Source organism: Buchnera aphidicola (Cinara splendens) (assembly GCF_900698975.1).
GTDB lineage: Bacteria > Pseudomonadota > Gammaproteobacteria > Enterobacterales > Enterobacteriaceae > Buchnera_F > Buchnera_F aphidicola_AI.
This window is the reverse complement of sequence record NZ_LR217722.1, coordinates 371,247-385,150: the sequence shown is the minus strand read 5'-3', so window position 1 is coordinate 385,150 and position 13,904 is coordinate 371,247. Positions and strand designations below refer to the sequence as shown.

12 protein-coding genes, 2 tRNA genes and 2 rRNA genes are annotated in these 13,904 nt (G+C 28.3%); 10 read left to right on the top strand and 6 right to left on the bottom strand.

The annotated features are described in order from the left end of the window. Window positions 1–16: 16 nt before the first annotated feature. The 3 genes from rpsD (at window position 17) to rplQ (ending at window position 2,095) form a co-directional block, all read left to right on the top strand. Window positions 17–637 (top strand): 30S ribosomal protein S4, encoded by a 621-nt coding sequence (rpsD, locus tag BUCISPPA3004_RS01640; RefSeq protein ID WP_154048994.1) that lies wholly within the window; start codon window positions 17–19, stop codon window positions 635–637. 30 nt (window positions 638–667) lie between these two features. After that, entirely contained in the window at window positions 668–1,657 is a 990-nt protein-coding gene (locus BUCISPPA3004_RS01635) for a DNA-directed RNA polymerase subunit alpha (protein WP_154048993.1), read from the top strand. A gap of 75 nt (window positions 1,658–1,732) precedes the next feature. Further along, window positions 1,733–2,095 carry a 50S ribosomal protein L17 gene (gene rplQ, locus BUCISPPA3004_RS01630; RefSeq protein WP_154048992.1) on the top strand — a complete coding sequence of 121 codons (363 nt, stop codon included), beginning with the start codon at window positions 1,733–1,735 and terminating at the stop codon, window positions 2,093–2,095. Between the two features lie 113 nt (window positions 2,096–2,208). On the opposite strand, the gene fmt is transcribed toward rplQ, so the two are convergent. Further along, window positions 2,209–3,165, bottom strand: a complete 957-nt coding sequence (gene fmt / locus BUCISPPA3004_RS01625) for a methionyl-tRNA formyltransferase (RefSeq protein WP_154048991.1) — start codon at window positions 3,163–3,165, stop codon at window positions 2,209–2,211. A gap of 41 nt (window positions 3,166–3,206) precedes the next feature. Continuing rightward, a complete protein-coding gene (gene def / locus BUCISPPA3004_RS01620; protein ID WP_154048990.1) occupies window positions 3,207–3,656 on the bottom strand; it encodes a peptide deformylase in 450 nt (149 codons plus the stop codon). Between the two features lie 83 nt (window positions 3,657–3,739). On the opposite strand from def, the gene aroE reads away from it, so the two are divergent. The 5 genes from aroE to cspE all read left to right on the top strand — a co-directional run bounded on the left by aroE (window position 3,740) and on the right by cspE (window position 8,469). Further along, complete coding sequence (aroE, locus tag BUCISPPA3004_RS01615; protein ID WP_154048989.1) at window positions 3,740–4,588, top strand: shikimate dehydrogenase; 849 nt, start codon at window positions 3,740–3,742, stop codon at window positions 4,586–4,588. Between the two features lie 167 nt (window positions 4,589–4,755). After that, a tRNA-Glu gene (locus BUCISPPA3004_RS01610) sits at window positions 4,756–4,827 on the top strand. 133 nt (window positions 4,828–4,960) lie between these two features. Further along, window positions 4,961–7,884 (top strand): 23S ribosomal RNA (locus BUCISPPA3004_RS01605). 35 nt (window positions 7,885–7,919) lie between these two features. After that, window positions 7,920–8,035: ribosomal RNA gene (rrf, locus tag BUCISPPA3004_RS01600) — 5S ribosomal RNA — on the top strand. Between the two features lie 224 nt (window positions 8,036–8,259). Then, window positions 8,260–8,469 carry a transcription antiterminator/RNA stability regulator CspE gene (gene cspE / locus BUCISPPA3004_RS01595; protein ID WP_025369112.1) on the top strand — a complete coding sequence of 70 codons (210 nt, stop codon included), beginning with the start codon at window positions 8,260–8,262 and terminating at the stop codon, window positions 8,467–8,469. Window positions 8,470–8,555: 86 nt separating this feature from the next. Here cspE and ybeD read toward each other — a convergent pair whose 3' ends face one another. Then, window positions 8,556–8,819, bottom strand: coding sequence for a DUF493 family protein YbeD (gene ybeD, locus BUCISPPA3004_RS01590; RefSeq protein ID WP_154048988.1), 264 nt, complete (start codon window positions 8,817–8,819; stop codon window positions 8,556–8,558). Between the two features lie 195 nt (window positions 8,820–9,014). Here ybeD and cysS point away from each other — a divergent pair, with 195 nt between their 5' ends. After that, window positions 9,015–10,439 carry a cysteine--tRNA ligase gene (cysS, locus tag BUCISPPA3004_RS01585; protein ID WP_154048987.1) on the top strand — a complete coding sequence of 475 codons (1,425 nt, stop codon included), beginning with the start codon at window positions 9,015–9,017 and terminating at the stop codon, window positions 10,437–10,439. Between the two features lie 343 nt (window positions 10,440–10,782). Continuing rightward, window positions 10,783–10,857 (top strand) — tRNA-Arg (locus tag BUCISPPA3004_RS01580). 21 nt (window positions 10,858–10,878) lie between these two features. On the opposite strand, the gene BUCISPPA3004_RS01575 is transcribed toward BUCISPPA3004_RS01580, so the two are convergent. From BUCISPPA3004_RS01575 to BUCISPPA3004_RS01565, 3 genes are all read right to left on the bottom strand, one after another. Beyond that, a complete protein-coding gene (locus BUCISPPA3004_RS01575) occupies window positions 10,879–11,523 on the bottom strand; it encodes an adenylate kinase family protein (protein WP_232036878.1) in 645 nt (214 codons plus the stop codon). A 76-nt stretch (window positions 11,524–11,599) separates the two neighbouring features. Beyond that, complete coding sequence (gene htpG, locus BUCISPPA3004_RS01570) at window positions 11,600–13,474, bottom strand: molecular chaperone HtpG (protein ID WP_154048986.1); 1,875 nt, start codon at window positions 13,472–13,474, stop codon at window positions 11,600–11,602. Window positions 13,475–13,566: 92 nt separating this feature from the next. Continuing rightward, entirely contained in the window at window positions 13,567–13,893 is a 327-nt protein-coding gene (locus tag BUCISPPA3004_RS01565) for a YbaB/EbfC family nucleoid-associated protein (RefSeq protein ID WP_154048985.1), read from the bottom strand. Window positions 13,894–13,904: the final 11 nt, after the last annotated feature.

Sequence of the window (13,904 nt, the reverse complement as noted above, 5' to 3'; positions counted from 1 at the left end):
ATAAGAGAAGAGAGATATGGCAAAATATTTAGGTCCTAAATTAAAATTAAGTAGACGAGAAGGATCAGATTTGTTTTTAAAATCAGGTGTACGATCTATTGAATCTAAGTGTAAAATTGATCATTCTCCGGGTCAACATGGATTAAGAAAATTACGTTTATCAGGTTATGGTACACAATTAAGAGAAAAACAAAAAATAAGACGTTTGTATGGAATATTAGAAAGACAGTTTCATAACTATTATAAAAAAGCCTCTAAGTTAAAAGGTAATACCGGTCAAAATTTGTTATTTTTACTAGAAAATCGTTTAGATAATGTTGTATATCGTATGGGTTTTGGTTCTACTAGAGCAGAATCACGTCAGTTGATTAACCATAAATCTATCTGTGTGAATAATAACATTGTAAATATTCCTTCTTATCAAGTTTCTGTTCAAGATAAAATTTCTATTTGTGAACGTTCTAAAAAACAATTAAGAATTCAGGCTGCTATGGAACTTATAAAACAACGTGAGCAATGTAGCTGGTTAGATGTTAATTATAAGACAATGGAAGGTACATTTATACGTCCAATAGAGCGTCATGACTTATCTTCTGATATTAATGAGCATTTGATAGTCGAATTATATTCAAAGTAATAATTATGATGATTATCGGAGAGAGGCAGTATGCAGGACTTTGTAGAAGATTTTTTAAAACCTAGACTAGTTAATATTGAACAAATCAGTGCAACGCATGCTAAAATTACATTAGAACCATTGGAGCGTGGTTTTGGACATACACTAGGTAGTGCTTTAAGAAGAATTTTATTATCTTCTATGTCTGGTTGTGCTGTTACTGAAGTTGAAATAAATGGTATATTGCATGAATATATGCATAAAAAAGGTATAAGAGAAGACATACTAGACATTTTATTGAATTTGAAAGGTTTATCAATAAAATTATTTGGTAAAAATGAAGTAGTAGTATCTTTAAAAAAAAATGGCACTGGACCTGTTATTGCTGCGGATATTAGTCACGATTCTTCTGTAGAAATTATAAACTTAAAACATGTTATTTGTAATATTACTTGTCCAGATGTTTTTATAGATATGCGTATGAAAGTAATGCGCGGTAGAGGGTATATTACTGCTAAATCTCAAAAAGATCTCTTACAAGATAATCATGTTATTGGAAAATTATTTTTAGATGTATCATATAGCCCTATAGAGCGCATTACATATAATGTTGAAGCTGCTAGAGTAAAGCAAAGAACTGATTTAGACAAGTTAATAATAGAAATGGAAACTAATGGTACACTTGATCCAGAAGAAGCTATTAGAAAAGCTGCTACTATTTTGGCAGAACAATTAGAATCTTTTGTTGATTTAAGAGGTATTCATGAGCCAGTAGTTAAAGAAGAAAAACCTGAATTTGATCCGGGCCTACTACGTCCTGTAGATGACTTGGAGTTGACTGTTCGTTCTGCAAATTGTTTAAAAGCCGAAAGCATTCATTATATTGGTGATTTAGTTCAAAAAACTGAAGTAGAATTATTAAAAACACCTAATTTAGGTAAAAAATCACTAACAGAAATTAAAGATATTCTAGCTTCTAAAGGGTTATCTTTGGGAATGAAATTAAGTAATTGGCCTCCAAATAGTTTGATAGATAAATAAATATTTTAGTTAACATAGTTTTTATAGAGATATAATTTTAAAATTTCTGAATAGAGTTAAAAGGATATATAAATTATGAGACATAAAAAAAAGGGGCGATCATTAAATAGGACACGTAGTCATATTAAAGCTATGTTTAAAAATATGACATGTTCTTTAATTCAATATGAATATATTAAAACAACTTTACCAAAAGCTAAGGAGTTACGACGTTTTATTGAGCCTCTTATTACACGATCAAAATATGATACGATTGCTAATCGTCGAATAGTTTTTTCTCGTATTCGTGATATTTTTACTGTTAAAAAATTATTTAATGAATTAGGTCCGTATTTTTATTCTCGTCCGGGTGGATATCTACGTATATTAAAATGTGGTTTTAGAAAAGGTGACAATGCTACTATGGCCTATGTAGAACTAGTAGGTCGAAATATATAAAAATTATTTAATAAAATTAGAATTTTTGTATATTATTTAAACAAAAACGGCATTTTTGTGCCGTTATTTTTTTTGTATTTTTGAAAAAATATTACATGATATAAAATGTTTATTTATGGTAGTATTTCATTTTGAACAAATAATTTTCTATTTGAATTCATAATATCTTTTATATGTAATGTTTTTTTTCCAGGTATTTTTATCTTCTCTATCCGTAAAACACCACACTTTGTATTAATTTTTATTCCTTTTTTGCTAATACTAATGATTTCTCCTTTTTTAAATCTGTTTTTTTTGAAAGATGTAACAGAAAATTTTTTAATTTTTATATGGTGATTATTAATTAAAAAATAACAACAAGGCCATGGATCAAATGCTCTAATTAATCGATCTATGTATACTACTGGTAATGACCAAGATATTTTTGCATCTTTTTTTTTTATTTTTGGTGCATTAGTTTGAATTATGTTTTTTTTAAAATTTTTGATTTTTATTTGTGGGTATATTAGCATATTTAATGCTTGATACATACATTGTAGTGAGATTGGTATTAATTTTGTAGATAATGTTTTTGTACTATCACGTTGATTAATAGGACAAGTTAGTTGATAAATTATTTTTCCAGAATCTATTATAGAATTCATTTTTATCACACTAATTCCAGTATGACTATCTCCTGATAGTATTGCCCACTGAATTGGAGCTGCTCCTTTCCATCTAGGTAGTAAGGAAGCATGTATATTTATACCCCCAAAACAAAATAATTGTAAAATATTAGATGGTATTATTAATCCATATGATGATACGATTAAAATATCGGCATGGATTTTTGATATTTTAATAAAAAATTTTTTTTCATTAAGGTTATTTGTTTGTAATACTGGAATATTATGTCGTATAGCAAATTTTTTTATTGGAGAAAATCGTTGATCTTTTTTTTTACAAAAGAGATTATCTGGTTTAATTAGTACAGCTTTAATAATGTATTTAGAGTCAAATAATGAGCGTAAGTGTGCTAATGAAAAATTGTTACTACCTGCAAAGATAACTGTTGATATTTTTTTTAACATATGAATTAAAATAATAATTTATTTAATAGAAAAATATGTTTTTAACATATATAATCTATAAATAATGTTCCGGTTAGGTGGTCTATTTCGTGTTGAATACAAATAGATAGTAAAGATCTAGCTTCTAGTATAAATAATTTTCCAAGATGATTAAATGCTTGTATTTTTATATAACTAGATCTATTAATTTTAGCTGTTTTTTCAGGAATTGATAAACAACCTTCTTGAGTATATATATATTTTTTATTTTTTTTTAAAATTATAGGATTAATTAAAATTAATTCTGATTTATGTGGTGGAATAGAACTAATAGTTATAATTTGTTTTGGTATGTTAATTTGTGGTGCTGCTAGTCCAATACCGTTATTAGCATACATAGTATCAAACATATCGTTTATGATATTGACTATTTTTTGATTTATTTTTTTTATAGGTTTGGATTTTATTCGTAAACGATGATCAGGAAATTGTAGAATTTTATGTATTGACATAAATTTTTTTATATATGTAGTTAATATATTGATTTATTTATTTTAAATAAATCAGGCTATTTTTTAATTCGTGAGGAGTAAATATGTGTTTAAAAAATATTAAAAAAAAAAAAGATATTGCTTTATTCGGTAATCCTGTCAATCACTCTTTATCTCCAATGATACATGGTAATTTTTCTAAAGAAATAAAGATTAATTATAATTATAACTCTTTTTTATGTAAAAAATCAAATTTTTTTTCTACAGTTATAGATTTTTTTAATAATAATGGTTTAGGATGTAATATTACTGTTCCTTTCAAGAGAATTTCTTTTGATATTCCTAATCGATATACTAAGATAGTAAAAATTTCTGGCTCTATTAATGTTTTAAAAAAAATATCAGATAATGATATTTTAGGTGATAATACTGATGGCATTGGTTTAATATATGATTTAAAGCGTTTACGTTATATTAAAAAAAATTATTTAGTATTGTTATTAGGATCTGGAGGTGCTGCTTATTCTATTGTGTATCATTTATTAAAAGAACAGTGTTCTGTTTGTGTATTAAATAGAACCGTTCGTTATGCTACTACTTTAGTAAAAAAATTTAAACATCTAGGTGATATTTTTATTTTTTCTAATGATATGGATAATTATGATTTTGATTTAATAATTAATGCGACTTCATGTAGTTTGTATAATGTATCTCCTTTTTTTCCTAAAAATTTAGTATGTTCTAGAACTAAGTGTTATGATATCTCATATTCTATTACCAATACATTGACTCCATTTTTATATTTATGTAAATTGTTAGGTAGTCGATATATTTCTGATGGTCTAGGTATGTTAGTTGCTCAAGCAGCATACTCATGTTATTTTTGGTTTAACGTATTACCTGATATTGAAAAAAATATTAATACTATAAAAAAGTTAAATAACTTATTATAATAAATTGTTAATTGATTTTTTGTATTTACATGAATTGATTATTTATATAGTATAATTTTATTGACAAAAATAAATATTTTTGTAAAATATATAAAAAATACTTGACACTTTTTATTCCTTCTGTAACATTAAAAATATAGTAGTTATATTAGTTGTTTTTTTTTAGAGTCCTCTTCGTCTAGCGGTTAGGACACTGCCCTTTCACGGCGGCAACAGGGGTTCAAATCCCCTAGAGGACAAAAATTAAAAATATTTTGTATACTAACAAAAAAATATATGATATAATTATTTAGTGATTTAAAAAGATCAATTTTTTAGTTCTTTAAAAATTTGGATATGATAAAAATTTAGAAAAACACCTGTGGGTTGTAAGGTTAAGCATAATAAGCGTATTTGGTGGATGCCTAGGCATTCAGAGGCGAAGAAGGACGTGCTAATCTGCGATAAGCATCGGTCAGCTGATATGAAGCGTTATCATCCGATGATTTCCGAATGGGGAAACCCGTTGTTAAAACAACATTATTAACTGAATAAATAGGTTAATAAAGCAAACCAAGGGAACTGAAACATCTAAGTACCTTGAGGAAAAGAAATCAATTGAGATTCCCTTAGTAGTGGCGAGCGAAAAGGGAGAAGCCCAGAATCAAAAAAGACTAAAAATATAGTAGAATAGTTTGGAAAAACTAACGATACAAGGTGATAGTCCTGTATGCGAAGTATTTTTTTTCTAGGATTCATAAAGTAAAACGGGACACGAGAAATCTTGTTTGAAGATAGGGGGACCATCCTCTAAGGCTAAATACTCCTGAATGACCGATAGTGAACTAGTACCGTAAGGGAAAGGCGAAAAGAACCCCGGTTAGGGGAGTGAAATAGATCCTGAAACCAAATACGTACAATCAGTAGGAGCTTGTATTTTTAAAAGTGACTGCGTACCTTTTGTATAATGGGTCAGCGACTTGTATTTTGTAGCAAGGTTAACTGAATAAGGGAGCCGTAGGGAAACCGAGTCTTAAATGGGCGATTTTTTAGAGTTGCAAGATACAGACCCGAAACCCGGTGATCTAGCCATGAGCAGGTTGAAGGTTGGGTAAAACCAACTGGAGGACCGAACCGACTGATGTTGAAAAATCAGCGGATGACTTGTGGTTAGGGGTGAAAGGCCAATCAAACCGGGAGATAGCTGGTTCTCCCCGAAAGCTATTTAGGTAGCGCCTCGTGAACTCATCTTCGGGGGTAGAGCACTGCTTTGACTAGGGGGCCATCCCGGCCTACCAAATCAATGCAAACTCCGAATACCGAAGAATGTTATCACGGGAGACACACAGCGGGTGCTAACGTTCGTTGTGGAAAGGGAAACAACCCAGACCGTCAGCTAAGGTCCCTAAATCATAATTAAGTGGGAAACGATGTGAGAAGGCATAAACAGCCAGGATGTTGGCTTAGAAGCAGCCATCATTTAAAGAAAGCGTAATAGCTCACTGGTTTAGTCGGCTTGCGCGGAAGATATAACGGGGCTAAATTATGTACCGAAGCTACGGCAATAAATATTTTTTTATTGGGTAGGGGAGCGTTCTGTAAGCCTGTGAAGATGTTTTGAAAAGAACGTTGGAGGTATCAGAAGTGCGAATGCTGACATGAGTAACGATAAAGTAGGTGAAAAACCTACTCGCCGAAAAACCAAGGTTTCCTGTCCAACGTTAATCGGGGCAGGGTAAGTCGACCCCTAAGGCGAGGCCGATAGGCGTAGTCGATGGGAAACTAGTTAATATTCTAGTACTTATTTTTTACTGCGATGGGGAAACGGAGAAGGTTAGGTTATCCGGGGGTTGGTAGTCTCGGTTTAAGTATGTAGGATGGAAAATTAGGAAAATCCGATTTTCTGTATAATTCTGAGGTACGAATACTAGTTATGTAAATGACGAAGTAACTGATACCACGCTTCCAAGAAAATCCTCTAAGCATATAAGTAAATTTTAAATCGTACCCGAAACCGACACAGGTGGTTAAGTAGAGTATACTAAGGCGCTTGAGAGAACCTGGATGAAGGAACTAGGCAAAATAGTGCCGTAACTTCGGGAGAAGGCACGCTAACATATAAGTGTAAAAATTTACTTTAGAAGCTTAAGTTAGTCGCAGATACCAGCTGGCTGCAACTGTTTATTAAAAACACAGCACTGTGCAAACACGAAAGTGGACGTATACGGTGTGACGCCTGCCCGGTGCCGGAAGGTTAATCGATGAAGTTAAGGGAAACCTAAAGCTTTTGACTGAAGCCCCGGTAAACGGCGGCCGTAACTATAACGGTCCTAAGGTAGCGAAATTCCTTGTCGGGTAAGTTCCGACCTGCACGAATGGCGTAATGATGGCCAGGCTGTCTCCATCCAGGACTCAGTGAAATTGAATTTGCTGTGAAGATGCAGTGTACCCGCGGCAAGACGGAAAGACCCCGTGAACCTTTACTATAGCTTGACATTGAGAATTGATTTTTGTTGTGTAGGATAGGTGGGAGACATAGAATTTGATACGCCAGTATTAATGGAGTCAACCTTGAAATACCACCCTATAAAAATTGTTTTTCTAATCTAGTATCGTAATCCGGTACAGAGACAGTGTCTGGTGGGTAGTTTGACTGGGGCGGTCTCCTCCCAAAGAGTAACGGAGGAGCACAAAGATTGGCTAATTACGGTCGGACATCGTAAGGTTAGTGTAAAGGCATAAGCCAGTTTAACTGCAAGCATGATAATGCAAGCAGGTGCGAAAGCAGGTCTTAGTGATCCGGTGGTTTCTGTATGGAAAGGCCATCGCTCAACAAATAAAAGGTACTCCGGGGATAACAGGCTTATACCGCCCAAGAGTTCATATCGACGGCGGTGTTTGGCACCTCGATGTCGGCTCATCACATCCTGGGGCTGAAGCAGGTCCCAAGGGTATGGCTGTTCGCCATTTAAAGTGGTACGCGAGCTGGGTTTAGAACGTCGTGAGACAGTTCGGTCCCTATCTGCCGTGGGCGTAGGAAAATTGAGAGGGGCTGCTTCTAGTACGAGAGGACCGAAGTGGACGTATCCCTGGTGTTCGGGTTGTCATGCCAATGGCATTGCCCGGTAGCTAAATACGGAAGAGATAAGTGCTGAAAGCATCTAAACACGAAACTCGCCTCAAGATTAGTTTTCCCTGAAATATATAAAATGTATTTACTGAAGGGACGTTGTAGACTACGACGTAGATAGGCTAGATGTGTAAGCGTAGTGATATGTTTAGCTAACTAGTACTAATGACCCGAGAGGCTTAACCTTACAACACCAGAGGTGTTTTTCTAAAAAAAATAAAACCTGGCAACAATAGTGTTATGGTACCACCTGAATCCATTTCGAACTCAGAAGTGAAACATTTCAACGCCAATGGTAGTACAAGGTCTCCTTGTGTGAGAGTAGGACATTGCCAGGTATTATTTTTTTTAATTAATTTTTATCATATTTTAAATTTTTTCATATTCTTATTTATATCTATTGTTTTTGAATTTTTTAATTTAATATACATATTTTTTACATGAAATATTTATATTGTATATAAGATTTTACTAATATATATTAGATTTATTATTTATAAATAATGTATTTACTATAGGTATAAGTTTTAGTTTAAATTTTTCATTCTAAGGTAATATATAGATGTCCAAGATTAAAGGTAATGTAAAATGGTTTAATGAATCGAAAGGTTTTGGTTTCATTACACCTGAAGATGGTAGCAAAGATGTTTTTGTTCATTTCTCTGCTATTCAAAGCAACGGATTTAAAACTTTGGCAGAAGGTCAAAGTGTTGAATTTGAAATTACCGAAGGCGCAAAAGGTCCGTCAGCTGCTAATGTAGTTAGTTTATAATAAAATTATTAAAAAAATTGTATATCTACCACATATAGTAGTACTTTTTCGATGCGGATTTAAAAAATACCGCATCGCAAAATATTTTATAGAACCATTCTCACTAAATGAATTTTACTTAATTCTTTGTATAAATTTTTTATTTGTGTGAAATTTTTTGCGCAAATAGTAATTGATATTGACAAATATGTTCCTTTGTTACTCGATCTAATATCTGGCGCATAGTCTCCCGGAATATGTGTTTGTATAATTTTAATTATATTATTAGTTAATTCTGGTTGCGCTAATCCTATTACTTTATAGGTAAAGTTACATGGAAATTTCAGCATTTTTTCTAGTTTATTATTCATTTTTATACTCTTAATTGATAAATTTTTTTATTATTTAATTAGATTTAGGTTTGTATATTATATTTTTATAATTAATTAAAATAATATATTTTTTTTATTAAATAAAAAAAATTTAATTTTTATAATTATAAATATAATTATTTTATCATATATTTTTTATATATTTTTTATATTATATGTATTAAGAGTGTTAATATGTTGAAAATATTTAATACTTTAACAAAAAAAAAAGAAAAATTTCAATTTCCTTATTCTAAAAAAATTAATATTTATGTATGTGGTGTTACTGTATATGATTTGTGTCATATTGGTCATGCTCGTACTTTTATTGTTTTTGATACAATTAAACGTTATTTAGAATATCTAGGATATAAAACTTTTTATGTACGAAATATTACTGATATAGATGATAAAATTATTTATGCAGCTAATAAAAGCAATGAATCTATTGATGTTTTTGTTAAACATATGATTAAATTGATGCATGAAGATTTTTTATGTTTAAATTTACAAAATCCTGATTATGAACCTAGAATTACCATATGTATGAAGGATATAATTTCATTTATAGAAAGTTTATTGAATAATAAACTTGCTTATGTTTCTGATAATAAAGATATTTTATTTTCTATTCAAAAATATAATAGTTATGGAACTTTATCACGTAGAATAAAAAAGTTCTGTTCAAATGACAATAAATCAAATTCTGTTTTTGAATTTAATAAATCTGACGATTTTGTTTTATGGAAACACCGTATAAATAAATCTGATCCATATTGGATATCTCCTTGGGGTCCTGGTAGACCTGGTTGGCACATTGAATGTTCTGCTATTATAAACAAGTTTTTTAAAAACGGAGTTACCATTCATGGGGGAGGAATTGATTTATTATTTCCTCATCATGAAAATGAATTAGCACAATTAAAAAGTATAAAAAGTTCTTTTTCTATTAAATTTTGGATACATGTTGGTATGGTTATTATTAATAATCATAAAATGTCAAAATCATTATCTAACACTGTATTGATTCGTGATTTATTAAATAAATATGACTCTGAAGTGATCAGGTTTTACATTCTTTCTACACACTACAGGCATCCTTTGATTTTTCTGGAAAAAAATTTAAATGCATCGAAAAATATTTTAAATAAAATATATACTTCTTTACTTCACTATAATATCAGTACTACGTGTAGTGATTATCATACAAAATTGCGAAATAAGTTTAGAAAAAATTTTTTTTCTGCTATGAATGATGATTTTAATACTCCTAAAGCATGTTCAATATTGCAAAATTTGTCTAAGTATATTACTAAGATTAAAAAATCTGGTGATATTCTTTTGTATAATTCTTTGTCTAAAGATTTAATTTTTTTTGGAAATATTTTGGGATTATTACATCATGATCCTAAAAATTTTTTGTTTTCTTCTATTAATAAAGTACTTGTTAGTAATAATAATGCTCATATAATAAAAAAATTAGTACGTATGCGTGATGTTTATCGTAAAAATAAAAAGTGGAATTTAGCTGATATTATTAGAAAAGAATTGTTAAAATTAGGAGTAATTGTACAAGATAAAAACGAACATTCAATATATAAATTTATTTATAAAAATTAATAAATTTATATAAATTCTATTTTTATATAAAAAAAATAAGGTATTAATTTATTTTTTTAAAAATTTTGATCTATTTATTACTTTTTTCTTTTTATTGTGTATATTATATACATATTAATTTTATTAAAAAATTTTTATTTTAATTCAATGAATTATATTTTTATATTTCATATACTTTTGTAAATATTTTATCAAACATAAATATTTTTATAGTTTATATTTTAAAAAAATAATATTACTGATTTTTCAAATTTTATTATTTTCATAATATATAGTTTTATACATATTTAAAATTATTGATGTTTTATTAAGTTTTACGTATAATTATATTTAATATTTTTCCGCGCTCTTAGCTCAATCTGGATAGAGCAACAGCCTTCTAAGCTGTAGGTTACAGGTTCAATTCCTGTAGAGCGCAAAAATTTAATTATTTTTTATTTTAATGTATACATGAAATTATTTTTTTATTTATTTTATAAATAGATTTATTTGCATTTATTTCTATATATTTAATATTTTTCTTTAAATCCTCCATTTTAAACCAATTTATCAGCGGTTCGGTTAATTTCTTGTATTCTTTTAATCGAGTGATGATTATTTTTTTTTTGTCATCTTTTCTTTTACTTAATAATTCACCAGTTAAATCATCTATATATTTTTTTTTAGGAGGATTAAATGTTTCATGATACGTTCTTCCTGACGGCTCATGTATTAGTCTTCCAGTGATTCTTTTGAGAATATTATCAGCGCTGATTTTTAAATGTATAACAAAGTGCATTTTAATGTGTTTTTTTAATGATTCAGCTTGTTTAATAGTTCTTGGAAAACCATCTAATATAAATTTATCAAAACAATTTTTTTTTTTGATTTTTTTTTTAATTAGATTTATAATGAAAGAATTTTTTACTAATTTTCCTTGATTTATTGTTTTTTTTATGTATTTTTTTGTTTTTTCATTTTTTTTGCTTTCTTGACGTAATATTTCTCCAGCAGAGATAAAAGGTATATAAAAATATTTTGATAATAATTGTGTTTGTGTGCCTTTTCCACTTCCTGGAGCTCCAAGCATAATAATACGCATCATAATACAATTTTCCTCAAAATATGTTTTTTTATTTTTTTTATGTAAATAAAATGACATATTGTTTTATAAAATATTTTTATTGTAATAACAAAGTATTAATTCTATTAATAAAAATGTGAGGATTTTCTAGAGTTCCTTTTTCTGCTAATACCGATTGTTCAAATAATACATGTATCCAATTAGAAAATTCTAATTCATTTTCTATTTTTTGTATTTTTTTAACTAAAGGATGTGTTGGATTAATTTCTAATATATATTTTATTTGGGGAACAGGTTGTCCAGCAGAACTGAATATTTTAGCCATTTGAGTACTCATATCATTAGTATCAGTCAAAACTATGGAAGGAGTGTTTTTAAGTCTATATGTTATGCGCACATCTTTAACTTGATTTGTTAATATTTTTTTTGTTTTTTTTATAAAATCATCAAATATATTTTTGTCATCATGTTTGTTTTCATTAGATATTAATTCTTTTAAAGAATCATCGGCTTTGCTTACTGATTGAAATTTTATATTATTAAAATCAGTTAAATAGTTCATCATCCATTCATCGATTCTATCTGATAGTAATAAGACATCAATTTTTTTTTCTTTAAAAATTTCTAAATGTGGACTATTTAGAGCTGATTGATAGCTATCAGAAGTTAAAAAATAAATCTTATTTTGTCCTTTTATCATGTTATTGACATATTCTTTTAAAGATAATTTCTGTTCTATTGACTCCGTTTGTATAGAAGCAAATCGTAATAAATCAGCAATATTTTTTTGATTTTCAGAATCTTCAGCTAAACCTTCTTTAATAACTAATCCAAATATATTCCAAAATTTTTGATATTTTTTATTTTTGTTTAAAGATAATGTATGTAATATTTTTAAAATACGTTTAGTAAGTGTTTTTCGTAAAACATTAGTAATGGTGCTATCCTGTAATATTTCTCTAGAAATATTTAACGGAAGATCTTGTGAATCTATTATTCCTTTTACAAAGCGTAAATAATTTGGAAGAAATTGTGTAGCTTCATCCATGATAAATACATGTTTGACATATAATTTTAAACCATGTTTATTCTCACGATGCCACATATCCCAAGTTGCTTTTCTCGGAATATATAATAAACTGGTATATTCTTGATTACCTTCAACTGTATTATGACTCCAAGTTAATGGTTTTTCAGAATCATGTGTTATATATTTGTAAAATTCCTGATAATCTTTTTTTGTGATTTTATTTTTATTTTGGGTCCATAAAGATTTTGCTTCGTTAATTTTTTCCCAGGAAATTATCTTTGTTTTTTTATCATAGTTATCAATTTCAATAGGTATTGAAATATGATCAGAGTATTTTTTTACTATTTGTTTAATTTTCCAGTTTTCTAAAAATTCTTTTTCTGAAGGCTTTAAGGATAGGATGATTTTTGTTCCATGTTCTTGTGTAGAAAATTCTTCTATTGAGTATTCACCTTTCCCTTCAGAGATCCATAATATTCCGCTTTCGGTTTTTTCTGAAGCATGTTTAGTATATACTGAAACTTTTTCAGATACTATAAAAGCAGAATAAAAACCTACTCCAAATTGACCAATAAATTCATTTTTTTCTTTATTTTCGATGTTTTTCATCTGATTTAAAAAAGATTTTGTGCCAGATTTTGCTATAGTTCCTAAATTTTTTATTACTTCTTTTTTAGTCATTCCTATTCCGTTATCTGAAATAACTATTTGATTTTCTGTTTTTTTTACTGATATTTGTATTTTAGGTACATATTCTTTTTTTGTATATTTTTCTGGATTATATAATTTTTCAAATCTCAATTTTTCTATTGCATCGGAAGAATTAGAGATTAGTTCTCTTAAAAAAATTTCTTTATTTGAATATAATGAATGAATCATAAGATGTAATAATTCTTTTACTTCGGACTTAAAAACATGTACTTTTTTGTTTTTATTTTTCATATGTAAATTCCATATTTTTTAGTATAAATTTTAATTTGTTATTAAGGTGTTTATAACTATGTATTATAACTGATTTTTATCATATAAAAACATTATTTATTTGATTTATTATTTGGATTTATAAATTCAGAATTTAATAGTAGTTTTTTTTGTTGTATTTTTGTTATTTTTTTAACAGCATCGTTAATTGCTGAAGTAATTAAGTCTTGTAATAATTTTTTATTATTTTCATTCCACAGTTCATCACTGATAATTACTGATTTACAGGTATAGTTTCCATTCATAACTATAGAAACTAAATCAATACCAGATTTCCCTGTAACATTAGACATGTTAATATCTTTCTGTATTTTTTCTATTTTTTTTTGCATATTTTTGGCTTGTTTTAGAATTTCGTTAATTTTTTCATTAGTATACATTTTTTTTTCTT

Excerpts from the sequence above, each read along its gene's own strand:
- rpsD (WP_154048994.1), top strand. The coding sequence starts at position 17 with ATGGCAAAATATTTAGGTCCTAAATTAAAATTAAGTAGACGAGAAGGA.
- BUCISPPA3004_RS01635 (WP_154048993.1), top strand. The coding sequence starts at position 668 with ATGCAGGACTTTGTAGAAGATTTTTTAAAACCTAGACTAGTTAATATT.
- rplQ (WP_154048992.1), top strand. The coding sequence starts at position 1,733 with ATGAGACATAAAAAAAAGGGGCGATCATTAAATAGGACACGTAGTCAT.
- fmt (WP_154048991.1), bottom strand. The coding sequence starts at position 3,165 with ATGTTAAAAAAAATATCAACAGTTATCTTTGCAGGTAGTAACAATTTT.
- def (WP_154048990.1), bottom strand. The coding sequence starts at position 3,656 with ATGTCAATACATAAAATTCTACAATTTCCTGATCATCGTTTACGAATA.
- aroE (WP_154048989.1), top strand. The coding sequence starts at position 3,740 with ATGTGTTTAAAAAATATTAAAAAAAAAAAAGATATTGCTTTATTCGGT.
- cspE (WP_025369112.1), top strand. The coding sequence starts at position 8,260 with ATGTCCAAGATTAAAGGTAATGTAAAATGGTTTAATGAATCGAAAGGT.
- ybeD (WP_154048988.1), bottom strand. The coding sequence starts at position 8,819 with ATGAATAATAAACTAGAAAAAATGCTGAAATTTCCATGTAACTTTACC.
- cysS (WP_154048987.1), top strand. The coding sequence starts at position 9,015 with ATGTTGAAAATATTTAATACTTTAACAAAAAAAAAAGAAAAATTTCAA.
- BUCISPPA3004_RS01575 (WP_232036878.1), bottom strand. The coding sequence starts at position 11,523 with ATGATGCGTATTATTATGCTTGGAGCTCCAGGAAGTGGAAAAGGCACA.
- htpG (WP_154048986.1), bottom strand. The coding sequence starts at position 13,474 with ATGAAAAATAAAAACAAAAAAGTACATGTTTTTAAGTCCGAAGTAAAA.
- BUCISPPA3004_RS01565 (WP_154048985.1), bottom strand. The coding sequence starts at position 13,893 with ATGTATACTAATGAAAAAATTAACGAAATTCTAAAACAAGCCAAAAAT.